Below are 21901 nucleotides of genomic sequence, written 5' to 3' on the forward strand. Positions count from 1 at the left end.
CCTAGACTGACCCGGTGGGTTTCGGGTTGTCACGCGTCCTCGGTTGGCTGATGGCCGCCGTGATCGGCCTCTTCTACGGGGTCGCGGCGACCGTCGGGCACGCCTACCGCATCGGGTTCTTCCCCCTCGGGCTGCTGCTCGCGACCGTCGGCACCGCCGCCCTGCTGATCGCCCTGCGGACCTTGACCCGCGACCGCGTGAACGCGCTGGCCGGCGGCATCGGCGTCGTCGCGGCGACGTTCGTCTTCTCGCAGGTCGGACCCGGCGGGTCCGCTATCGTCGCCGCTGCCACGCCCGACACCGAATGGATCGCCGTGGCCTGGACGATCATCGGTCCGGTGCTGGTCGCGCTGGTCGCCGCGTGGCCCGACCTGTCGCACCTGCGCGCCGCGCCTGCGCCGCCCGAGCGCTGACGGGCCGTCGTCTCGATCCCCTGCGCTGAGGTGGCGCAGATGTACGCGCGAGGGCGCCGGCGACGTGCATTCGCGCCAACTGAGCGCCGGCTGGTGTCCCCTGCGCTGAGTTGGCGCAGATGTACGCACGAGGGCGCCGGCGGCGTGCATTCGCGCCAACTGAGCGCTGGCTGCCCGCCCCGTAGTGCTCAGCGCTGAGAAGGCGGGGTGCGGGGGCGGGGATCATAGGTCACGGGGCGTCCGCGGAGGCCGGCGGGCCCGCGCGTCTAGACTGGACGGGTGACTTACGTGATCGCCCTCCCGTGCGTCGATGTCAAGGACCGCGCCTGCATCGACGAGTGCCCCGTCGACTGCATCTACGAGGGCGAGCGCTCGCTCTACATCCACCCGGACGAATGCGTCGACTGCGGTGCGTGCGAGCCGGTCTGCCCCGTCGAGGCGATCTACTACGAGGACGACCTCCCCGAGGAGTGGGCGGACTACTACAAGGCCAACGTCGAGTTCTTCGACGACATCGGCTCGCCCGGTGGTGCCGCCAAGGTCGGCGTGATCGCGAAGGACCACCCGGTCGTCTCGGCGCTTCCCCCGCAGGCGCACTGAGCCCGTGGGCGTCGCCGACCTCGCCGACTACCCCTGGGACGCCGTCGCCCCGTACGCCGAGCGTGCGCGCCGACACCCCGCCGGGATCATCGACCTCTCGATCGGCTCGCCGGTCGACCCCACGCCCGAGGTGGTGGCCGAGGCTCTCCGTGATGCCTCCGACGCCCACGCCTACCCGCAGACGGCGGGCACCCCCGCCCTCCGCGAGGCCGTCGCGGACTGGTACGCGCGCCGTCGGGGCGTCCCCGGCCTGACCGCCGCCCACGTCCTCCCCACGGTCGGCTCGAAGGAGCTCGTCGCGCTCCTGCCGCTCCTGCTGGGACTCGGCACCGGCGACGCCGTCGTGCACCCGCGGGCGGCCTACCCCACCTACGAGGTCGGTGCCCGTCTCGTCGGCGCCGAGCCGGTGGCATCCGATGACCCGTCCTCCTGGCCAGCGCATACGCGCCTGGTGTGGATCAACTCTCCGGGCAACCCGGACGGGCGCGTGCTCTCGGCCGTCGAGCTGGCGGCCGCCGTCGCGCGTGCCCGGGAGCTGGGCGCGGTCCTCGCCTCCGACGAGTGCTACGCCGAGCTGGGCTGGGACGCGCCGTGGGATGCCGCTCGGGTGCCGAGCGTGCTGGACCCGCAGGTCGTCGGCGACGACCTCACGGGCGTGCTGTCGGTGTACTCGCTGAGCAAGCAGTCGAACCTCGCCGGCTACCGGGCCGCGTTCCTCGCCGGCGACCCGACGCTGGTCGAGCGTCTGCTGACCGGGCGCAAGCATCTCGGTCTCATCCCGCCCGCCCCGGTCCAGCGGGCCATGACCGTCGCTCTCGGCGACGACGCGCACGTCGAGGAGCAGCGCGCGCGCTACGCGCAGCGCCGCTCGCTCCTGAAGCCCGCGGTCGAGGCCGCCGGGTTCCGCATCGACCACAGCGAAGGCGGCCTCTACCTGTGGGCCACCGAGGGGCGCGACGCGTGGGACAGCATGGAGCGCCTGGCCGATCTCGGCATCCTGGCCGGGCCCGGGCACTTCTACGGCTCGCACTTCCCGCAGCACGTGCGCTTCTCGCTGACGGCGACGGACGAGCGCATCGCCGCGGCCGCGGAGCGCCTGACCCCCTGACGTCGCAGGAGGTTCCCTCCATTCGATGGGAGCCAGCTTTGGCGGTGTCATCGGTAGGCCGACGTGCCTACTAGGCTGTAAAGGCATTGCGCTCGGGCCATCCTCCGAGGGCGTGCCGGCCCGGATTCCATACCCGTGGGGTTCACCGGCCGAGGAGATCGCGGGTGCCTCCGCCCCCGCGCTCGAACACACGGGCGACCAGAAATCGCAAGGAGGCGCGGTGAGCGACGCGGGCACGCAGCAGGACAAGGCCACCCTCTCGGTGGGGGGAACCACCGCCGAATTCCCGGTCCTGCGAGGTACCGACGGCATCCCGAGCATCGACATCGCGTCGCTGACGAAGCAGACCGGGCACACCACGCTCGACTACGGCTTCGTGAACACGGCGTCGACGAAGTCGGACATCACCTACATCGACGGCGATCAGGGCATCCTGCGGTACCGCGGGTATCCGATCGAGCAGCTGGCCAAGAACAGCACGTACCTCGAGGTGGCGTGGCTGCTCATCTACGGCGAGCTGCCCACGGCCGACGAGCTGGCGTCCTTCGACGAGCGCATCCGCCGTCACACGCTGCTGCACGAGGACCTCAAGCGCTTCTTCTCGGCGCTGCCCCCGACCGCGCACCCCATGTCGGTGCTGTCGGCGGCGACCGCGGCCCTGTCGACCTACTACGAGAACGAGTCGGACCCGCACAACCCCGAGCACGTCGAGCTGAACACGGTGCGCATGCTCGCGAAGCTCCCCGTGATCGCGGCGTACGCGCACAAGAAGAGCATCGGGCAGGCGTTCCTCTACCCCGACAACTCGCTCGGATTCGTCGACAACTTCCTGAAGCTCAACTTCGGCGTGCACAGCGAGCCCTTCGAGGCCAACCCCGTCATGACGAAGGCGCTGGACCTGCTTCTCATGCTCCACGAGGACCACGAGCAGAACGCGTCGACGTCGACCGTGCGCCTCGTCGGCTCGACCGGAGCGAACCAGTTCGCGTCGATCTCCGCCGGCATCCAGGCTCTGTCCGGTCCGCTGCACGGCGGGGCGAACGAGGCTGTGCTGCAGATGCTGGGACGCATCCGCGACTCCGGTGAGAGCGTCGAGCGCTTCGTCGAGCGGGTGAAAAACAAGGAGGCCGGCGTCAAGCTCATGGGCTTCGGACACCGCGTCTACAAGAACTACGACCCCCGCGCCAAGCTCGTCAAGGGCGCGGCGGACGAGGTCCTCGAGGCCCTCGGCGTCAGCGACCCGCTGCTCGACCTCGCCAAGGAGCTGGAGCAGATCGCCCTGGAGGACGACTACTTCAAGGAGCGTCGCCTCTACCCGAACGTCGACTTCTACACCGGCGTGATCTACAAGGCGATGGGCTTCCCGACGCGCATGTTCACGGTGCTGTTCGCCATCGGGCGCCTGCCGGGATGGCTCGCGCAGTGGCGGGAGGCGATCTCCGACCCGCAGACGAAGATCGGCCGCCCGCAGCAGCTCTACACGGGCGCCGCGCAGCGCGACTACCCCGGCGTCTGACGCCCGCCACCGGCGCCCCGTCCCTCCGTGCGAGGGGCGGGGCGCTGTGCTGTGGGGGCGGCGCTCAGGCTGGTCCCACTTTGGGCAGGTGGGGGGCGCCGTGGGCGTGTCCCACTTTGTGCAGGTGTGGCGGGCCGATGCTGCACATAGTGGGACATGGGCGCCGGGGTGCTGTCGCCGTGTCCCACTTTGTGCAGGTGTGGCGGGCCGATGCTGCACATAGTGGGACATGGGCGCCGGGCGGGACGGGAGGGATGCCGGCGGGCGACGCCGCGGAACGATGGAAAACGCCCCCTGCACTGAGGAACGCCGGATGCCGGCGTTTCTCGGTGCAGAGAGCGTTTATCGACGGTGGGGGTCAGGCGTGCAGCGCCTCGTTCAGGGTCACGCCGACGCCGGCGCGGGCGGACGCCTCGACGGCGCCGGTGAGCGAGTTGCGGCGGAACAGGATGCCGTCGCGGCCCGACAGCTCCGCGGCCTTCACCGTCTCGTCGCCCACGCGCACCTTCGTGCCCGCGGTGACGTAGAGGCCCGCCTCGACGACGCAGTCGTCGCCGAGCGAGATGCCGATGCCCGCGTTCGCACCGAGAAGGGTGCGCGCCCCGATCGAGACGCGATGCGTCCCGCCGCCGGAGAGCGTGCCCATGATCGAGGCGCCGCCGCCGATGTCGGTGCCGTCGCCGATGACGACGCCCTGCGACACGCGCCCCTCGATCATCGACGCGCCGAGGGTCCCCGCGTTGAAGTTCACGAACCCCTCGTGCATGACGGTCGTGCCGGGGGAGAGGTGCGCGCCCAGGCGCACGCGGGAGGCGTCGGCGATGCGCACGCCCGCGGGCGTGACGTAGTCGAGCAGGCGGGGGAACTTGTCGAGACCCTGGACCTGGATGCCGTCGCGCTGGAGGAACGGGCGGAGGCGGGTCAGCGCCTCGGGGTGCACGGGACCGGCGGTCGTCCACGCGACGTTCGGCAGGTGTCCGAAGACGCCGTCGAGGTTCACCTCGTTGGGGGCGACCAGGCGGTGCGACAGGGCGTGCAGACGCAGATAGGCGTCCGAGGTGGAGACGGGGGCGGCATCCAGGTCGATCTCGACCGCCACGACCTCGACGGCGACGTCCCGCCGGGCATCCGGCACCGCCAGCTGCTCGAGGGGCGCCGGGGCGTTCGCGGGGGTCGTGCCGAGCGGCATCCGTCCCGCCGTCGGTTCCGGGTACCACGTGTCCAGGACGGTGCCGTCAGCGGCCACCGTCGCGAGTCCGAAACCCCACGCGTAACGCTCGTCAGTCATGCCTTCCAGCCTAGGAGGTCGGGACCGCGCGGCTAGACTGCCGGACATGCCCGTGCTCGATCTGACCTCCTCCTCGGTTGCCCTGACGCGGGCGATCTGCGACATCCCGAGCGTCTCGGACGACGAGACGACCCTGGCGGATGCCATCGAGGACGCCGTCCGCGCCTACGACCACCTCGAGGTGGTCCGCGACGGCGACACGATCGTCGCGCGCACCGCTCTCGGGCGCGACCGCCGCGTCGTGATCGCCGGGCACATCGACACCGTCCCCATCAACCGCAACCTGCCCGTCCGCGACATGGAGCAGGACGGCGAGGGCTTCCTCTGGGGCCGCGGGACCGTCGACATGAAGGCGGGGGTCGCCGTTCAGCTCAAGCTCGCCGCGGAGCTCTCCGACCCCTCGGTCGACGTGACGTGGATGTGGTACGACCACGAGGAGGTCGACTCCGCCCTCAACGGCCTGGGTCGGCTGTCCCGCAACCGTCCGGACCTGTTCGCAGGGGACTTCGCCATCCTGGGCGAGCCGAGCGACGGCCAGGTCGAGGGCGGCTGCAACGGCACGCTGCGCGCGATCGTGCGAACCGACGGCGTCCGCGCGCACAGCGCCCGCTCATGGATCGGCGAGAACGCCATTCACAAGGCCGCGCCGATCCTCGCCCGCCTCGCGGAGTACCGTGCGCGGGAGATCGAGGTCGAGGGACTGCTCTACCGCGAGGGTCTGAACGCCGTGAGCATCAGCGGCGGCGTCGCCGGCAACGTCATCCCCGATGCGTGCGAGGTGGAGGTCAACTACCGCTTCGCGCCCAGCCGGGACGCGGCCGCCGCAGAACGCGTCGTCCGCGACGTCTTCACGGGGTTCGACGTCGAGATCGTCGACGTGGCCGAGGGAGCGCGGCCGGGGCTGGACGCTCCGCTCGCGCAGGACTTCGTCGCGGCCGTGGGCGCCACCCCGCGCCCCAAGTACGGCTGGACGGACGTCGCCCGGTTCTCAGCCATGGGCATCCCCGCGGTCAACTACGGTCCGGGAGACCCGCATCTCGCCCATCATGACGAGGAGCGCGTCCCCGTGGCGCAGATCGACGCCGTCGAGGCAGGTCTGCGGGCGTGGCTCAGCGGATCGTGACCGACACCGCGACCGGGAAGGACGCGACGGGCCTGACCGCCGCGTGGGGCCGGCTGCCGGTCCTCGCCCGGATCGCGATCGTCTACGTCGTCGCGCGCCTCATCACCACGGGCCTCCTCCTCGCCGCGGCGGGGGTCTCCGGCCCCGCCTCGCGTTACGGCGTCGACCCGTCGCTCGGCGACCTCGCCCTGGGCTGGGACGCGCAGTGGTACTGGCTCGCCGCGGTCAGCGGCTATCCGAGCGAGCTGCCCCTGGCGGCCGGCGGACACGTCGCCGAGAACGCCTGGGCGTTCATGCCGGTCTACGCCTACGTCTCGGCGGCCTTCGGCGCCGTCCTGGGGACGTGGGGAGCGGGCGCCGTCGTCGTCTCGCTGCTCTCCGGCTTCGGTGCCTGCGTCGCCCTCCACGCCCTGCTGCGCGACCGCATCGGCGGCTCCGCGGCCCTGTGGGCGGTGGTGTTCTTCTCGTGCGGGCCGCTGGCGGCGCTGTTCCAGGTGGGCTACGCCGAGTCCCTCTTCCTGTTCCTGCTCTTCCTCGCGCTCCTGTGCGTGCAGCGCCGGCGCTGGGCGTGGCTGTACCTGCTCGTCCCGGTGATGGGTTTCACCCGCCCGGGCATCCTCGCCTTCGCGCTGTTCCTCGGGCTCTACGGCATCCATCGTCTCTGGATCCGCCGACGCGATCCGCTGCCCGTCCGCGAGATCGTGCACATCGTGGCGCTGGGTGCGCTGGCCGTCATCGTGGGCTTCGCGTGGCAGGCCATCGCCGCGGCGGTGACCGGCGACCCGGGCGCCTACCTCGCGACGGAGCTCGCGTGGCGCCGGAACTTCTTGGGCGACTCGTCGATGCACTTCGCGCCCGTCGAAGGCTGGGTGCAGGCGGCGGCCTTCTGGTTCGAGCGCTGGGGGCTCGGGGCGGTGACGGGCTATGTCTTCCTCGTCGTGCTGGTCGTCGGGGTGACGCTGGCCCTGATGCTGCCGGCGGTCCGTCGCCTCGGGATCGAGGTGCGCCTGTGGTCCGCGAGCTACCTCGTCTACCTGCTGCTGGTGTTCTTCCCGCAGTCGAGCGTCTTCCGGCTGCTCGTGCCCGTCTCGCCGCTGTGGGGCGCGTTCGCCGTGCCGCGGTCGCTGTGGTGGCGTCTGGGGGTGCTGGGTCTCGCCCTGCTCGGTCAATGGGTCTGGATCTACAACATGTACGCCATCGCGAACACGTACTGGCAGATCCCCTGACCGGATGCCGCCCGCCCCGTGCGTGGCGCGTCACGACGCGCCCCGCGCGCTACCGGTAAACTCCTAGAAGACCAATCACGAAAAGGGGGCCGCGATGGCAGCCATGAAGCCGAGAACCGGAGACGGGCCGATGGAGGCTGTGAAGGAGGGCCGGCTGATCATCGTGCGTGTACCGCTCGAGGGCGGCGGGCGACTCGTCGTCTCGGTGAACGACGCCGAGGCCAAGGAGCTTTACGACGTGCTCGGTGGTGTCGTCGGCGCAGCCTGACATCCCCGGATGACGATGAAGGCCGGTCCCCGCGGGGGCCGGCCTTCTTCGTGTCCGAGGGATGCCGCCGGCGTCAGTCCGCGACCGTCGTCAGCTGCAGGAGACCCTCACCGGTGATCGAGAGGGCGCCGAAGACGGCGGGGGAGGCCTGGACCTCCTGAATGAGCGAGCGGTACGCGGTGGTCACGGCGTCACGGCGGACCGGGTCGGCGACGGCCCCGCCGGCCAGCACCCGGGGGACCAGCACCGTGCCGCCGGCGCGGACGAGGCGCAGGCCGTGCTCCACGTACTCGATGACGCCCTCGGGGTCCGCGTCGATGAAGACGATGTCGTACGAGGCCTCGTTCATGCGCGGGAGCACGTTGGCGGCCCGACCCGTGATGAACCGCGCGCGGGCCGCGGGGACGCGGGCGTCGGCGAACGCCTGACGAGCCGCACCGAGGTGCTCGGGCTCGCTGTCGATCGTGGTGAGCGTCGCGCGCGGGGCGCCGTGCAGCAGCCACAGACCCGAGACGCCCCCGCCGGTCCCGACCTCGACGATGTTCTGCGCGCGGGAGGCCGCCGCGAACACCGCGGTCTGCGCGCCGATGGCCGGGCTGATCGGCGCCGCTCCCAGCTCGAGGGCGTGCGCACGCGCGCGGGCGATGTGCTCCGGCTCGACCGTCGACTCCTGCACGAACCGCTCGTTCGCCTCGTAACCGCTCACTCGCTCAGGTTAGACGGCCGGGAGACGCCGGACGCCGAGGCGCGACGGGTAACCTGAACACATGTTCTTCGGGATCACCATCGAGAAGCTGCTGCTGATCGGTGTGATCGCTGCCCTCCTCATCGGCCCCGAGCGTCTGCCCCGGTACGCCGAGGCGCTGGCCAAGTTCACCAAGCGGGCCAAAGAGACGCTGCAGGGTGCGCGATCGCGGGTGCGCGATGAGATGGGCCCGGAGTTCGACGACGTCGACTGGCGCAAGCTCGACCCGCGGCAGTACGACCCGCGACGCATCATCCGGGAGGCGCTGCTCGACGACACGCCGACGGCGACCATGCGGGCCGCGGGTGCCGCCGCCCTGGCGGCGCGGACGACACCGGAGAAGCCGACCTTCGCGCCCGGTGAGGCGCCGCCGTTCGACGACGAAGCGACCTGACCCGCGGCATCCCTCCGCGCCTGGCGTCGTTTGGTGCCGTGACAGGCGCAGGCGGGGCGCCCGGGACAGGCGGATCCCGGCGGGAACGGCATGTCCTCGCCGCGGTGCCTGTCCTCGGTACGGTGCGGCGCAGACCGGAGAATGTCGGCGCGCACAGGCGGGGCGCCCGGGACAGGCGGATCCCGTCGGGAACGGCATGTCCTCGCCGCGGTGCCTGTCCTCGGTACGGCGAGGTTCGTCAGACGCTGAGACGCAGCGCGCGACCGGCGAGTCCGCGCGGGCGCGCGGCGAGAGCGGCGGCGGCCGCGTCGATGGCCTGCGCGGCGGGATCGTCCGGGTGCGACACGACCACGGGGCGCCCGTCGTCGCCGCCGGTCCGCAGGGCGGAGCTGAGGGGGACGGATGCCAGCAGGGGCACGTCCGCGTCCGTCGACAGCGCCGCGGCCACCTCCGCGCCGCCGCCGGCCCCGAAGAGGTCCAGGCTGGTGCCGTCGGGGAGCGTCATCGCGGCCATGTTCTCGATGACCCCGATGAGGTGCTGACCCGTCTGACGTGCGACCAGTCCCGACCGGACGGCCACGTCGGCGGCGGCGGGCTGAGGGGTCGTGACGACGAGCACGTCGGCGTGGGGGAGCAGCTGCCCCACCGAGATCGCCACGTCGCCGGTCCCCGGGGGCATGTCGAGCAGCAGGACGTCGAGATCGCCGAAGTGCACGTCGGTGAGGAACTGCTGGACGGTGCGGTGCAGCATGGGGCCGCGCCACGCGACCGCCCCGGCGGCATCCTCGCCCGGACGGCGGAGGAACATCCCGATCGAGATGACCTTCACGCCGTAGGCGACGGGCGGGAGGATGAGGTCGTCCAGCCGGGTCGGAGCGGGCGGCAGCCCGTCGGCGTCCACGAGGCCGAGGAGCCCGGGGATGGAGAACCCGTGCACGTCGGCGTCGACGAGGCCGACACGCAGGCCGCGACCCGCCAGCGCCACGGCGAGGTTCGCGGTGAGCGTCGACTTGCCGACGCCGCCCTTGCCGCTGGTGACCGCGATGACGCGGGTCAGCGAGTCCGGGCCGAAGGGCATCTCCCGCGCGGCGCGTCCGCCGCGCAGACGCTCGGTCAGCGCGCGTCGCTCGTCCGGCGACATGACACCGACCCGCACCTGCACCGCGTCGATCCCGGGCACGGCGGCCGCGGCATCCCGGACCTCCCTCTCGATGCGGTCGGCCGCGGGACAGCCGACGATCGTCAGGGCGATGCCGACGTCGGCGACTCCCGCGTGCACCGTGATCTCGCGGAGCATGTCGAGCTCGCTCAGCGGGCGCCGCAGCTCGGGGTCGGTGACCGCCCCGACGGCGGAGCGGACGCGGTCGGTCAGCTCGGTCGTCACGGCGTGGTCGCGCCGTTCTGGAGGGCGTCGTGCTCGTCGAGCCGCTCCAGCGCCGCCTTCAGCTCGGTGCGCAGCGTGTCCTTCGTGATGACCTCGTCGGTCAGGTCCCGGATCGCCATGCGCAGCGCGACGATCTCGCGGGCGAGGTACTCGGTGTCGGCGAGATTGCGCTCGGCGCGCTGACGGTCCTGCTCGATCTGCACACGGTCGCGGTCGTCCTGCCGGTTCTGCGCGAGCAGGATGAGCGGGGCGGCGTACGACGCCTGCAGGGAGAGCACGAGCGTCAGCGCCGTGAAGCCGATCGCGGCGGAGTCGAAGCGCAGCTCCTCGGGCATGACCGAGTTCCACGTCATCCACAGCACGCAGAAGAGCGTCAGCATCAGCAGGAACAGCGGGGTCCCCATGGCGCGGGCGACCCATTCCGTGAAGCGCCCGAAGCGGTCGCGCGAGGGCTGCGGCTGCCGCGGCGCGAGGACGCCGGTGCGACCGCGCGGCGCGTCGAGTCCGGTTCGGCGGTTTGCTCGGGCCATCAGCGCCTCCTCGGGGTCTGGGTCGGGATGCTCGCGGTGTGCAGGGCGCGGGTCGACGTCTTGGGTTTCGGATCGTCGCTGTCGTGCGTGCGCCAGTCGTCGGGCAGCAGGTAGTCGAGCACGTCGTCGACGCTCACGCAGCCGACGAGGCGGTGCGCCTGGTCGATGACCGGCAGCGACACGAGGTTGTAGCTGGCCAGCAGGCGCGCGACCTCGGCGGCCGTCGCGTCGGCGGGCACCGGCTCCAGCGTGTCGTCGATGATCGCGCCGAGGCGCTCGTGCGGCGGGTAGCGCAGCATGCGCTGGAAGTGCACCGTCCCGAGCAGGCGCCCCGTGGGCGTCTCGTACGGCGGGAGGGTGATGAACACGGATGCCGCGAGGGCCGGGTGCAGCTCGTGCCGGCGGATGAGGGCCAGGGCCTCCGCGACGGTGGCGTCGGCCGAGAGCACGATGGGCTCGGGCGTCATGAGTCCGCCGGCGGTGTCGGGGCCGTACTTCAGCAGGGCGCGGACGTCGTCCGCCTCCTCCGGCTCCATCAGCTCCAGGAGCTGCTCGAGGCGCGTCTCGGGCAGCTGGCCCAGGAGGTCGGCCGCGTCGTCGGGCTCCATGGCATCCAGGATGTCCGCCGCCCGCTCGTCGGTGAGCTGCTCGAGGATGTGGACCTGCTCGTCCTCGGGCATCTCTTCGAGCGCGTCGGCGAGACGGTCGTCGCTGAGCTCCTCGGCGACCTCGATGAGGCGCTCGTCGGGCAGGTCGAGCAGCGTGTTGGCGAGGTCGGCGGGCTTGAGCTCGGAGTAGGTGGCGACGAGCTGCTCCGCGGACTGCGCCTCTCCGGGGGCCTGCTGCTCGCGCACCTCCTTCCACGCCGCGAACGTTGTGGCGCCCTTCGCGAAGGGGGAGGCGCTCGTGCGGGGTCGGCGCAGGAACAGCTGTCCCACGTCCCATTCGCCGAGCCGGTTGCGCTCGATGGCCACGTCCTCGATCACGGCGGAGCCGGACCCGTCGACCAGCTGCACCCGGCGCCCGAGCATCTCCGCCATGACGCGCACCTCGCCGCCGCGCTGCTGGAACCGCCGCACGTTGATGAGACCGGTCGTGATGACCTGGCCGGGCTGGATCGAGGTGACGCGCCCGATGGAGACGAACACGTGTCGGCGTCCGGGGATCTCGACGACCAGGCCGACCACGCGCGGCGCCGCCGCGGAGCGGTAGATGACCACGACGTCGCGCACCCGGCCGAGGCGGTCGCCGGCGGGATCGAAGACGGTACAGCCCGCCAAGCGGGCGACGAAAACCCTTTGCGTGCTCACCGGTCCAGCGTAGTCGTCCCGCCTGGACGCGACGCGGCCGGGCGCGGCGGGGCGCGTGACATCATGGGGAAATGAGCATGTTCGGCGGAACGCCCGCGACCGGGCGCGACGAGGTCGGCGAGAAGGTGGCCTCGTTCCCCACGTACGAGGCGGCGCAGAAGGCCGTCTCGTCGCTCATCGCCGGCGAGGTCCCCGCACGGGACATCTCGATCGTCGGCTCGGGCCTGCGCTCGATCGAGAAGGTCACGGGGCGTCTCGGCTACGCGCGCGCTGCCCGTTCGGGTGCGCTGAACGGCCTCATGCTCGGCCTCCTCTTCGCGTTCATCTTCGTGCTCGGGATGCCGACGGTGCAGATCTCCGCGTTCGTCGGCGTCCTGCTGGTCGGCATGGCCCTGGGCATGCTGCTGAGCCTCGGCACGTACTCGATCGTGCGACGTCGGCGCGACTTCGCATCGGTGATGCAGGTCGCCGCGGACCACTACGACGTGTGCGTGTCGCCCGCCAACCTCGCCAAGGCCCGCGGCGTCCTGGGCACCGGCGCCGCCCGCACGGTGGTCGCCCGGCCACCGGCGCCCGTCGATGACGAGCGCCCGCGCTACGGGGAGCGCGTCGCCCCCGGCACCGGTGGGGCATCGCGCCCCGAGGCGCCGGCGTCCGGTCCCGCCGCTCCTCCCGCTCTCGACGAGCCGCCCCGGTACGGCGAGCGGATCGTCCCGCCGACGCCCGACGCGCCGGTGGAGGGCGAGCAGTCCGACCCCCACGACGGGATCGTCGGGCCCACCCCCGGCCCCGCGGGCGACGACCACGACCGGCACCCGGGTCCGGGCGAGTCGACTCCGGATGCCGCCCCCTCCCCGTCCCACCCGGACGACGACCCCCGCGCCTCCCGGTGACCGCCGAGGTCCGGATCCCCGTCGACCTGGCGACCGGCCCCGGCGAGGTGTCCGGCCTGTGGGACGCGCCGGCCGACGCGATCGCGACCGTCGCCCTCGCGCACGGAGCGGGCGCCGGGATGACGCACCCGTTCCTCGAGGGTCTCGCCGACGCCCTCGCGGCGGACGGGATCGCGGTGCTGCGCTTCGTCTTCCCGTACGTCGAGGCCGGCCGCCGGATGCCCGGTCCGGTCGCCCCCGCGGTCGCGACGTGGGCGGGCGTGCAGTCCTGGCTCTCCGCCGCGCCCGGCCCGTTCATCGCGGCGGGCAAGTCGTACGGGGGACGGATGGCGTCGATGGCCGCGGCCGCGGGGGTGCTGTCGCCGGCGGGACTGGTCTACCTCGGCTACCCGCTCCACACGCCCGGCAAGCCCGAGAAGCCGCGCACGGAGCATCTGCCCGACGTCGTGCCGCCGCAGCTGTTCGTCGAGGGGGAGAACGACCCCTTCGTCGACCCGCACGCGCAGCTGCTCGACGCGGTCGCCGCCTGCCGGGACGCGCGCATCCACTGGGTGGCGGGCGCGAATCACTCCTTCGAGGTGAAGGGCGCCCGGCGTCCCGCCGACGAGATCGGCGCCGGCCTCGCCCCCGTCGTCGCGCAGTTCGTGCGCTCCCTCGCCTGACCCCATCGTCGGCCGACCTCGCGGCCGTGACGTGGCGCAGATGTACGTGCGAGGGCGTTGCTGGTGTACATCCGCGACAAGTCAGCGCCCGGGTGGGGGGCTGATCGGCGGCGGACCTCGTGGCCGTGAGTTGGCGCAGATGTACGTGCGAGGGCATTGCTCGCGTACATCTGCGACAAGTCAGCGGGGGACGTGGGTGCGTCAGCGCCCGGCGGCGTAGCCCTGCATGCCCCGCGGGTTTGCGGCGGCGAACAGCAGCCCGGCCTCGTCGCGTCCGACGGCGCTGACCCGCCCGAGCGCCCAGCCGCCGGCCCGCGTCACGCGGTGTCCCCGTCGCTCGAGCTCGGCGATGACGTCCTCGCCGAGCCGGTTCTCCACGACCGCGCCGGCCGGCGTCCACGTCCGCGGCCAGAAGGAGTCGGCCAGGGCCGTCGTGTGCAGCGTCGGGGCGTCGATGGCCTGCTGGGCGGAGTAGCCGCCGACGATCATGCGCACGAGCGCGGGCAGCTGCCACTGGTCCTGCTGGTCGCCGCCGGGCGAGCCGAGGGCGGTGACCGCATCGCCCCGCGTGACCAGGGTCGGCGTCAGCGTGGTGCGCGGGCGCCGACCGGGGACGAGGGATGCCGCATGGCCCGGCATCAGCCACGTCATCTGCATCCGCGTGCCCAGGCAGAAGCCGAGCTCCGGCACGGTCGGCGACGACTGCAGCCATCCGCCGGAGGGGGTCGCCGAGACGACGTTGCCCCACCGGTCGATGACGTCGAGGTGACAGGTGTCGCCCCGGGTCGCCCCGGTCCGCGACACGGTCGGCTCTCCCGTCGACCCCATCGAGGCGCGGGCCTCGGTGCGGAGCGGCGGAAGGAGCGGCTCGCGGCCGTCGGGGCTTCCCGGACGCAGCTCGGCCGAGGCATCCGCCGTCAGGAGGGAGCGGCGCCGGTCGATGTACGCGTCGTCGAGGAACGCCTCGGCGGACACGGCGTCGTCGGTGTCGCCGAACCACGCGTCCCGGTCGGCGTAGGCGAGCTTCTGCGCCTCGAGCAGCGTGTGCCCCCCGGCCGCGGTCGACGGGTCCAGGTCGGCGTCGTCGAGCGGATCGATCATGCGCAGCGTGTGGAGGAGGGCCGGGCCCTGCGTCCACACGCCGGGCTTGTGCACCGTCCAGCCGCGGAACTGCGCCGACACGACCGGCTCGTACCCTGCTTCGAACGCCGCGAGGTCGTCGCGATCCAGGATGCCGCGACGCGCGGCCCCGTCGGAGTGGGTGTGCGGCTGTGCGACGAAGTCCGCCGCCACCGGCAGGATCTCCGTCATCCACGCGCGGCGTGCGGCGTCGATCCGGGAACGCCGGTCGGGCGCGCCGGCCCCCGCGGCGACGAGCGCCTCGAGGACGTCGGCGTACGCCGGGTTGCGGACGAGGTCGTCCGGTTGCGGCGGTGCGCCGTCCGGCATCCATCGCTCCGCCGACGACGGCCAGTGGTCCCGGAAGAGGTCCGCGACGCGGGCGATCGTGGCCGCGGCGCCCGCCACGAGCGGGTGGCCGTCGCGGGCGTACCCGACGGCGAAGGCGAGCGCGTCGGCGAGCTCCCACGTGCCGTGGTCGCGCAGCAGGAGCAGCCACGCGTCGACGGCGCCGGGGACGGCCGCGGCGAGACCGCCCGAGCCGGGGACGAGGTCCAAGCCCTGCGCGCGGAACGCCTCGATGCTCGCGGCCGCGGGCGCCGGTCCCTGGCCCATCAGGACCACCGGCTCCGCGGCTCCGGCGGGTCGCAGGATCGCGACGAGGTCGCCGCCCGGCCCGTTCAGGTGCGGTTCGACGACGTGCAGCACGAAAGCCGCGGCGGTCGCAGCGTCGAAGGCGTTGCCGCCGCGTTCGAGCACGGCCTGCGCGGTCGCCGTCGCCGTCCAGTGGGTCGACGCGGACATCCCGAAGGTGCCGCGCAGCGTCGGGCGGGTGGTGAACGACGCCGGTGCGGTGAAGGTCATCGGGCGGACCGGGCGATCCACTCCTCGACCTCGTCGGCGGTCCGGGGGATGTCGGCCGAGAGGTTGACGGGACCGTCGGCGGTCATCACGATGTCGTCCTCGATGCGCACGCCGATGCCGCGGTACTCCTCCGGGACGGTGAGGTCGTCGATCTGGAAGTACAGACCCGGCTCGATGGTGAAGACCATGCCGGGCTCCAGTAGGCCGTCGTAGTACATGTCGCGGCGCGCCTGGGCGCAGTCGTGGACGTCGATGCCGAGGTGGTGGCTCGTCCCGTGGACCATGTACCGGCGGTGCTGACCGCCGTGCTCGGCGTCGAGCGCCTCGTCGGCGGTGACGGGCAGCAGGCCCCACTCCGCGACGCGGGCGGCGATGACCTCCATCGCGGCCTCGTGCAGCCGGCGGAACGGCACCCCGGGCCGAGCAGCGGCGAACGCCGCGTCGGCGGCCTCGCGCACGGTCTCGTACACCCGGCGCTGCACCTCCGTGAAGCGTCCCGAGACGGGCAGAGTGCGCGTGATGTCGGCGGTGTAGAGGCTGTCGACCTCGACACCGGCGTCGACGAGGATGAGGTCGCCCGGCACGACGGCGCCGTCGTTGCGGGTCCAGTGCAGGTAGCACGCGTGGGGGCCGGACGCCGCGATCGTGTCGTACCCGACGGCGTTGCCGTCGGCGCGGGCGCGGAGGTGGAAGACGCCCTCGACGACCCGCTCGCCCCGGGGGTGCTCGACGATGCGGGGGAGCTCGGCGACGATGTCGTCGAACCCGCGGGCGGTGACCTCGACGGCCAGGGCCATCTGCGCGAGCTCGAACTCGTCCTTGACCAGACGCAGCTCCGACACGACGCGGGTGAGGTCGGCGTCGAGGCCGACCACGCGGTCGCCCTCGGTCGTGGCGAAGTCGTCGACGTGGGCCGTGGCGAGACCGAGGTCGGCGGCGACGCCCGCGAGGGATGGACGCGGGCCGATCCAGAACTCGCCGATGGCGGCGTCGGAGTAGAACTCGGCGGTGGTGCGGTCGGCGCGCTCGCGGAAGTAGAGGACCGCTTCGTGGCCGTCCTCGCGCGGTTCGAGGACGAGCACCGAGTCCGGCTCGGCGTCGGCGGCCCAGCCGGTGAGGTGGGCGAACGCGGAGTGCGCGCGGAACGGGTAGTCGGTGTCGTTGCTGCGCTGCTTCAGGCCGCCGGCGGGGACCACGAGGCGGTCGCCCGGGAACTGGGCCGACAGTGCCGCGCGGCGGCGGGCGGCCCACGGTGCCTGCTCGCGTGCGGGCGGCGTGCTCTCGGGCCGCTCCGCCCACCCGGTCGAGATGGTGTCGAGGAAGCCGCGGGGGAACGGGGCCTTGCGGTTGGTGGTCGTCTCGGCGGCCTTCTGCTCGGCCGTCGCGATCGTGTCGCCGGTGGAGTCCATCTCCCTATCCTCGCACCGCCGGGGTCGGAGGTGCGCGGGGCGGCGTGGCGGTCGTCAGCCCGCCGTGCGCTCGAGCTGCACCACGATCGGACGGTGGTCGCTGCCCGAGCCGTCGAGGGTGCGCATGACCACCGACGCCGACACCGTCCAGTCGGGCGTGGCCATCACGTGGTCGATGGGCGCGCCGAGGAGGGCCGGGATGTCCGTCGGCCAGGTGCCGACCGCGCCGTTCCCGCTCTCCGCGGCGGTGTCGAAGCAGCGGCCGAGCGTCCCGCCGTCCACGCCGAGGCCCGTCATGTGGTCGAGCGTGGCGTTGAAGTCGCCGGCGAGGATGACGTTGTCGCTCGCGCACTGGTCGGCGAGCCACTGCAGGTCGCTGCGCCACTGCGTCATGTACTCCTGGCGCGGGGCGACCGCATGGGCGGCGACGATGATGGGCCCGTCGCCCGAGATCGGCATGGCGACCGCGCTCGGCACCGTCGACGTGTTGCTCGACCCGTCGAGCGAGGACTCGATCACCGAGTAGTCGCCGAGCTCGGGGCGGATGAGGACCGTCGTCGAGGTGGCATCCCATCCGGTGATCCCGTACTCGCCGTACTCGGCGTGATGCGCCCACATCGGCTGGCCCATCTCGCGCATGAGGACGGCGACCTGCTCGCCGGTGTCGATCGTCGTCTCGGGGAGGGTCACCACGTCGGCCTGCATGCCGACCGCGAACTGCGCGATGGACTCGGCCGAGGTCGCCTCGCCCGCGGTGTTCCAGGTCATGACGCGCAGGCTGGTGTCGGTCTTGGGTGGGAAGGCCTCGGTGCCGAGTCCGCGCTGGACGAGCAGGACGCCGTTGACGCCCGCGGCCGCGCCGAGGACGAGGGCCAGAGTGAAGGCGAGCGCGCGGATCGGCCGGGCCAGGGACAGCAGCAGGAACAGCACCGCGCCCGCGGCGAGCCCGGCGGCCAGCGGAGCCCGGAACGAGATGAGCTGCGCGAACGGGAACGTACGCTCGAGGCCGACCAGCGACGGCCACGTGAGCACCGCGGCGCCGGCGGCGAACGCCAGCGCGAGCAGGGTTCCGACAAGCCGACGCACGCACCCGACCCTAGGCGAGGCGCCTGGGAGATCGGCGGAAGCGGGCGGCACGGACGCCGAGTGCGGGCGCTACGCTCGACGGGTGGAGCGACAACGCCGATTCGAGGGGCCCAGCGACCTCCACCTCCACTCCACCCACTCCGACGGCACCGAGCCGCCGGCACAGGTCATGGCCGCCGCGCACCGGCACGGTCTCCGCACCGCGGCGCTGACCGACCACGACACGACCTCGGGATGGGCGGAGGCCGCCGAGGCGGCGACGTCGCTCGGGATGACGTTCCTCCCGGGCATGGAGCTCTCGGCGCGGCACCGCTGGCGCAGCGTCCATCTGCTGGCCTATCTCGTCGATCCGGACGACGCCGGGCTGCGGGCGATGACGGACCGCATCCGCTCCTCGCGTCTCGACCGCGCCCGGATCATGGCGGACCGCATCGCGCAGGACTACGACATCGCCTGGGACGACATCGCCGCCCAGACGACCGACGGCGCCACGGTCGGGCGGCCGCACATCGCCGACGCGCTCGTCGCCCGCGGCATCGTCGCGGACCGGACCGAGGCCTTCGCCGGCATCCTGCACCCCGCCAACGACTACTACGTCGCCCTGTACGCCCCGGACCCGGTCACGGCCGTCGAGCTGGTCGTCGGGGCCGGCGGCGTGCCGATCGTCGCGCACCCGGCCGGTCGGGCGCTGCTGCCGGACGGGGTGACCGCGTCGATGCTCGCCGCAGGTCTGAAGGGGTTCGAGCTGCGGCATCGCGAGAACCTTCCGGAGCCGACCGCGCAGCTGGCCGCCCTCGCGCGGTCGCACGACCTCATCGTCACCGGATCGAGCGATTACCACGGTCTCGGCAAGCCGAACGTCCCGGGCGAGAACACGACGGACGACGACATGGTGACGCGGATCATCGCCGCCGGTCGTGGGTCGTCCCCGGTCTTCCCGTAACCCGGGCACGGGTCCCCGGGCGTGGCGGCGTTCCCCGTGCTCTCCACGGAATGGATGCCACCGGCCCCACCGACGCGGAAGGCGCCGACCCCGCGGGGGATCGGCGCCTTCTCGGTGCGAGGCGGGTCAGGCGACGGGGGCCGTCGGCGTGCCCGAGCTGCCGCTGCCACGACGACGGCGGCGGCGGCGCGGAGCCGCGTTGCCGTCGTGGTGCTCCTTGCCGGCGCCGTCGTGCGTCCCGGCGCCGCCCTCTTCGCGCGGCGCGGCGTCGCCGGCGGGGGCGCCGCCCTCGGCCGAGGAGGACCCGCCGCGGCGGCGACGGCGCGGACCGCGGGAGCCCTCGGCATCCGGAGTCTCGTTCTTCTTCTCGGGCTTGGGCGCCGCCGCCTTCGGGGCGGTGACGAGGCGGCCCTTGGTCCCCTCGGGGATGTTGAGGTCGCTGTAGAGGTGGGGGCTCGAGGAGTAGGTCTCGACGGGCTCGGGCTGACCGAACTCGAGCGCGCGATTGATGAGGGCCCACTTGTGCAGGTCGTCCCAGTCGACGAACGTCACGGCGATACCGGTCTTGCCGGCGCGGCCGGTGCGGCCGGCGCGGTGCAGGTACGTCTTCTCGTCGTCGGGGATCGTGTGGTTGATGACGTGCGTGACGTCGTTCACGTCGATGCCGCGGGCGGCGACGTCGGTCGCGATCAGCACGTCCCTCTTGCCCGCCTTGAACGAGGCCATGGAGCGCTCGCGCGACTCCTGGCTCATGTCGCCGTGCACCGCCGCGGCGTTGAACCCGCGATCGCCGAGCTCGTCGACGAGCTTCTGCGCCGCGCGCTTGGTGCGCGTGAAGATGACGGTCTTGCCCCGGCCCTCGGCCTGCAGGATGCGGGCGATGACCTCGTCCTTGTCGAGCGAGTGCGCGCGGTAGACGAGGTGGTTGATGTTCGCCTGCGTGAGGCCCTCGTCGGGGTCGCTCGCACGCATGTGGATGGGGTTCGACATGAAGCGGCGCGCCAGGGCGACGATCGGCCCGGGCATGGTCGCCGAGAACAGCTGCGTGTGACGGATCGGCGGCACCTTCGAGAAGATCTTCTCGATGTCGGCGAGGAAGCCGAGGTCGAGCATCTTGTCGGCCTCGTCCAGGACGACCTCGACCGCACCCGACAGGTCGAGCAGGCGCTGGTTGTTGAGGTCGATAAGACGACCCGGGGTGCCGACGACGATCTGCGCGCCGGCCTTGAGCTGATCGATCTGGCCCTCGTACGCCTTGCCGCCGTAGATCGCGACGACGCTGGTCGCGCGGTTCTGGGTCAGCATGTCCATGTCCTCGTAGACCTGGACGGCGAGCTCGCGCGTCGGCACCACGATGAGCGCCTTGACGCCGGGCTCGGGGTTCGGTCCGAGACGCTGGACCACGGGGATGCCGAAGCCGAAGGTCTTGCCGGTTCCGGTCTTGGCCTGGCCGATGATGTCCTGGCCGGGCAGACCGAGGGGGATGGTCTGCTCCTGGATCGGGAAGGCATCGACGATGCCCTTGGATGCGAGGGCGTCGACGATGTCCTGGTCGACGCCGAGCTCGGAGAAAGTCGTCATGAGCGTGCCTGTTCCGGCGGTGAGAGACCGCCTGGGGAGTCGGATCCACGCCCTCCACTCGTCCACAGGCGCGGGGCCCCGATCCAGCGCCGGGGCGTGTCCACTCTACCCGGCGCGTTTCGGCGGGCCCCGACGCCTAGGCTGTACAGCGTGTTCGAGTGGATCCGTCGTCGTCGCCGCCCGGTGGGCCGGACGCTGCAGCTCCGCTCGCGCGGCGACCTCGGCGAGGCGATGCGCGTCGACTTCGCGGAGCTCGCCCCGGACATCGAGACGTTCCTCGGTCAGGCCGCGTATCTGCAGCTCGGGTTCTTCGAGACGCTGAGCGAGCTGATCGCCTCGACGCCCGAGCTCGCCGAGAAGGAGTCCCTCTCGCGCGCCGCAGGGGCCGCGCTGATCAAGCACCAGGAGCTCGTAGCCCTCATCCGCGACCGCGGGGCGGACCCGACGCAGCTCATGCTGCCGTTCCGCGAGTCGCTCGACGCGTTCCGGCGCAACACCCACGGGGTGCGACCGCAGGAGACCATGCTGTCGGTCCACATCACCGCGGGCATGCTCGACGACTTCTACCTCGCGCTGTCCTCCAGCTACGGCGAGACCGGACGCCGCGTGGCCCGCATCCTCACGGCGGACGACGACCGCTCGGCGATCGTGGAGATCCTCGGCGCGGCCATCGCCGCCGACGAGGAGTGGCGCTGGCTGCTGGCCCTGTGGGGCCGTCGCCTCGTCGGCGACACGCTGCTCGTGGCGCGCGCGGCGCTGCGCCCGACGCGCCTGGACCGCGACGAGGAGAAGGTCGTCGAGCCCGTGTTCACGGAGCTGATGGGCGCTCACGCCCGGCGGATGGATGCCATGGGCCTCGCGGCCTGACGCCCCTCCTGCCCCTGCGGGTCAGACGCCGAGGCGCGCTCGCTCGGACGCGTCGGAGGCGATCCGCCGACGGCTGAGCAGAGGGATGAGCACGAGGACGGTCGCCGCCGGCGCGAGGATCGCGACGATCCACAGCACGGGGGAGTCGATGCCCAGTCCGGCCCACGTCAGCACCGACCACACGATGGCGGAGGCGGCGGCTCCGGCGAGCGGGGCGAGGGCGACGCCCCGCGTCGACCGGTGGGGCAGCGCGAAGTGCGCCGCGAGGCCGACGACCGCGCCGAGGAGGAGACCGAGGAGGATCTGCACGGCGGAGCCGTCAGGCGACGAAGCCGACCCGGCGGGACTCCTCGGTGCCGACCTCGATGAACGCGAGGTTCGCGGTCGGGACGATGTAGGAGTTGCCCTTGACGTCGGTGAAGGTCAGGTGGCTCGCGGAGCTGTCGAGAGCGGAGGCGACCGTCGACTTCACGGCCTCCGAGGACTCGCTGGTCTCGAAGTTCAGTTCGCGTCCGGTGTTGGTGATGCCGATGCGAATCTCCACGATGCACGTCCTTCCCGCCCGGGGACCG

The 21901-nt window shown here is 72.5% G+C and carries 23 protein-coding genes; 12 read left to right on the plus strand and 11 right to left on the minus strand.

What is annotated here, in order from left to right; genetic code table 11:
* Positions 1-14: 14 nt before the first annotated feature.
* The 4 genes from MRBLMI1_RS01970 to MRBLMI1_RS01985 all read left to right on the plus strand — a co-directional run bounded on the left by MRBLMI1_RS01970 (position 15) and on the right by MRBLMI1_RS01985 (position 3637).
* The gene (locus MRBLMI1_RS01970; protein WP_367726464.1) at positions 15-413 is read left to right on the plus strand and encodes a histidinol dehydrogenase; all 399 of its coding nucleotides are present in this window, start codon (positions 15-17) and stop codon (positions 411-413) included.
* A 279-nt stretch (positions 414-692) separates the two neighbouring features.
* Entirely contained in the window at positions 693-1013 is a 321-nt protein-coding gene (fdxA, locus tag MRBLMI1_RS01975) for a ferredoxin (RefSeq protein ID WP_367726465.1), read from the plus strand.
* A gap of 4 nt (positions 1014-1017) precedes the next feature.
* Positions 1018-2121: a succinyldiaminopimelate transaminase gene (gene dapC, locus MRBLMI1_RS01980; RefSeq protein WP_367726466.1), complete on the plus strand. Its 1104-nt coding sequence runs from the start codon at positions 1018-1020 to the stop codon at positions 2119-2121.
* Positions 2122-2341: 220 nt separating this feature from the next.
* Positions 2342-3637, plus strand: a complete 1296-nt coding sequence (locus tag MRBLMI1_RS01985) for a citrate synthase (RefSeq protein WP_367726467.1) — start codon at positions 2342-2344, stop codon at positions 3635-3637.
* A 358-nt stretch (positions 3638-3995) separates the two neighbouring features.
* On the opposite strand, the gene dapD is transcribed toward MRBLMI1_RS01985, so the two are convergent.
* A complete protein-coding gene (gene dapD, locus MRBLMI1_RS01990) occupies positions 3996-4925 on the minus strand; it encodes a 2,3,4,5-tetrahydropyridine-2,6-dicarboxylate N-succinyltransferase (RefSeq protein ID WP_367726468.1) in 930 nt (309 codons plus the stop codon).
* 46 nt (positions 4926-4971) lie between these two features.
* Here dapD and dapE point away from each other — a divergent pair, with 46 nt between their 5' ends.
* The 3 genes from dapE to MRBLMI1_RS02005 all read left to right on the plus strand — a co-directional run bounded on the left by dapE (position 4972) and on the right by MRBLMI1_RS02005 (position 7542).
* The gene (gene dapE / locus MRBLMI1_RS01995; RefSeq protein WP_367726469.1) at positions 4972-6048 is read left to right on the plus strand and encodes a succinyl-diaminopimelate desuccinylase; all 1077 of its coding nucleotides are present in this window, start codon (positions 4972-4974) and stop codon (positions 6046-6048) included.
* Positions 6030-7274 (plus strand): hypothetical protein, encoded by a 1245-nt coding sequence (locus MRBLMI1_RS02000; protein ID WP_367726470.1) that lies wholly within the window; start codon positions 6030-6032, stop codon positions 7272-7274. Before dapE ends, MRBLMI1_RS02000 begins: the two co-directional genes overlap by 19 nt.
* Positions 7275-7368: 94 nt before the next feature.
* Positions 7369-7542, plus strand: coding sequence for a DUF3117 domain-containing protein (locus MRBLMI1_RS02005; protein WP_076490128.1), 174 nt, complete (start codon positions 7369-7371; stop codon positions 7540-7542).
* A 73-nt stretch (positions 7543-7615) separates the two neighbouring features.
* Here MRBLMI1_RS02005 and MRBLMI1_RS02010 read toward each other — a convergent pair whose 3' ends face one another.
* Positions 7616-8248: an O-methyltransferase gene (locus MRBLMI1_RS02010; RefSeq protein WP_367726471.1), complete on the minus strand. Its 633-nt coding sequence runs from the start codon at positions 8246-8248 to the stop codon at positions 7616-7618.
* A gap of 61 nt (positions 8249-8309) precedes the next feature.
* On the opposite strand from MRBLMI1_RS02010, the gene MRBLMI1_RS02015 reads away from it, so the two are divergent.
* Positions 8310-8681: a twin-arginine translocase TatA/TatE family subunit gene (locus tag MRBLMI1_RS02015; RefSeq protein ID WP_367726472.1), complete on the plus strand. Its 372-nt coding sequence runs from the start codon at positions 8310-8312 to the stop codon at positions 8679-8681.
* A 238-nt stretch (positions 8682-8919) separates the two neighbouring features.
* On the opposite strand, the gene MRBLMI1_RS02020 is transcribed toward MRBLMI1_RS02015, so the two are convergent.
* Genes MRBLMI1_RS02020 through MRBLMI1_RS02030 form a run of 3 tightly spaced genes read right to left on the minus strand, consistent with a single transcriptional unit; the run spans position 8920 to position 11905 of the window.
* On the minus strand, positions 8920-10065 hold the full coding sequence (locus MRBLMI1_RS02020) for an Mrp/NBP35 family ATP-binding protein (RefSeq protein WP_367726473.1): 1146 nt from the start codon (positions 10063-10065) through the stop codon (positions 8920-8922).
* Positions 10062-10595 carry a DUF1003 domain-containing protein gene (locus MRBLMI1_RS02025; protein ID WP_367726474.1) on the minus strand — a complete coding sequence of 178 codons (534 nt, stop codon included), beginning with the start codon at positions 10593-10595 and terminating at the stop codon, positions 10062-10064. Before MRBLMI1_RS02025 ends, MRBLMI1_RS02020 begins: the two co-directional genes overlap by 4 nt.
* Positions 10595-11905, minus strand: a complete 1311-nt coding sequence (locus MRBLMI1_RS02030; protein ID WP_367726475.1) for a magnesium transporter MgtE N-terminal domain-containing protein — start codon at positions 11903-11905, stop codon at positions 10595-10597. The genes MRBLMI1_RS02025 and MRBLMI1_RS02030 overlap by 1 nt, the downstream gene beginning before the upstream one ends.
* Before the next feature lie 71 nt (positions 11906-11976).
* On the opposite strand from MRBLMI1_RS02030, the gene MRBLMI1_RS02035 reads away from it, so the two are divergent.
* Both MRBLMI1_RS02035 and MRBLMI1_RS02040 read left to right on the plus strand, forming a co-directional pair.
* Complete coding sequence (locus MRBLMI1_RS02035) at positions 11977-12798, plus strand: general stress protein (RefSeq protein WP_367726476.1); 822 nt, start codon at positions 11977-11979, stop codon at positions 12796-12798.
* A complete protein-coding gene (locus MRBLMI1_RS02040; protein ID WP_367726477.1) occupies positions 12795-13460 on the plus strand; it encodes an alpha/beta family hydrolase in 666 nt (221 codons plus the stop codon). Before MRBLMI1_RS02035 ends, MRBLMI1_RS02040 begins: the two co-directional genes overlap by 4 nt.
* 201 nt (positions 13461-13661) lie before the next feature.
* Here MRBLMI1_RS02040 and MRBLMI1_RS02045 read toward each other — a convergent pair whose 3' ends face one another.
* Genes MRBLMI1_RS02045 through MRBLMI1_RS02055 form a run of 3 tightly spaced genes read right to left on the minus strand, consistent with a single transcriptional unit; the run spans position 13662 to position 17938 of the window.
* A complete protein-coding gene (locus tag MRBLMI1_RS02045; RefSeq protein ID WP_367726478.1) occupies positions 13662-15443 on the minus strand; it encodes a gamma-glutamyltransferase family protein in 1782 nt (593 codons plus the stop codon).
* The gene (locus MRBLMI1_RS02050; RefSeq protein WP_367726479.1) at positions 15440-16852 is read right to left on the minus strand and encodes an aminopeptidase P family protein; all 1413 of its coding nucleotides are present in this window, start codon (positions 16850-16852) and stop codon (positions 15440-15442) included. The genes MRBLMI1_RS02045 and MRBLMI1_RS02050 overlap by 4 nt, the downstream gene beginning before the upstream one ends.
* Before the next feature lie 54 nt (positions 16853-16906).
* Positions 16907-17938 carry an endonuclease/exonuclease/phosphatase family protein gene (locus MRBLMI1_RS02055; RefSeq protein ID WP_367726480.1) on the minus strand — a complete coding sequence of 344 codons (1032 nt, stop codon included), beginning with the start codon at positions 17936-17938 and terminating at the stop codon, positions 16907-16909.
* An 82-nt stretch (positions 17939-18020) separates the two neighbouring features.
* Here MRBLMI1_RS02055 and MRBLMI1_RS02060 point away from each other — a divergent pair, with 82 nt between their 5' ends.
* Positions 18021-18881, plus strand: a complete 861-nt coding sequence (locus tag MRBLMI1_RS02060) for a PHP domain-containing protein (RefSeq protein ID WP_367726481.1) — start codon at positions 18021-18023, stop codon at positions 18879-18881.
* Between the two features lie 126 nt (positions 18882-19007).
* On the opposite strand, the gene MRBLMI1_RS02065 is transcribed toward MRBLMI1_RS02060, so the two are convergent.
* Positions 19008-20462, minus strand: coding sequence for a DEAD/DEAH box helicase (locus MRBLMI1_RS02065; RefSeq protein WP_367726482.1), 1455 nt, complete (start codon positions 20460-20462; stop codon positions 19008-19010).
* Positions 20463-20612: 150 nt separating this feature from the next.
* Between MRBLMI1_RS02065 and MRBLMI1_RS02070 the strand changes: the two genes are divergently transcribed.
* Positions 20613-21329 carry a ferritin-like fold-containing protein gene (locus MRBLMI1_RS02070; protein WP_367726483.1) on the plus strand — a complete coding sequence of 239 codons (717 nt, stop codon included), beginning with the start codon at positions 20613-20615 and terminating at the stop codon, positions 21327-21329.
* 21 nt (positions 21330-21350) lie between these two features.
* Here MRBLMI1_RS02070 and MRBLMI1_RS02075 read toward each other — a convergent pair whose 3' ends face one another.
* Positions 21351-21638 carry a hypothetical protein gene (locus MRBLMI1_RS02075; protein WP_367726484.1) on the minus strand — a complete coding sequence of 96 codons (288 nt, stop codon included), beginning with the start codon at positions 21636-21638 and terminating at the stop codon, positions 21351-21353.
* A gap of 10 nt (positions 21639-21648) precedes the next feature.
* Positions 21649-21873, minus strand: a complete 225-nt coding sequence (locus MRBLMI1_RS02080) for a DUF3107 domain-containing protein (RefSeq protein ID WP_367726485.1) — start codon at positions 21871-21873, stop codon at positions 21649-21651.
* Positions 21874-21901 lie beyond the last annotated feature (28 nt).

This window comes from Microbacterium sp. LMI1-1-1.1 (assembly GCF_040815675.1).
Taxonomy (GTDB): Bacteria; Actinomycetota; Actinomycetes; order Actinomycetales; family Microbacteriaceae; genus Microbacterium.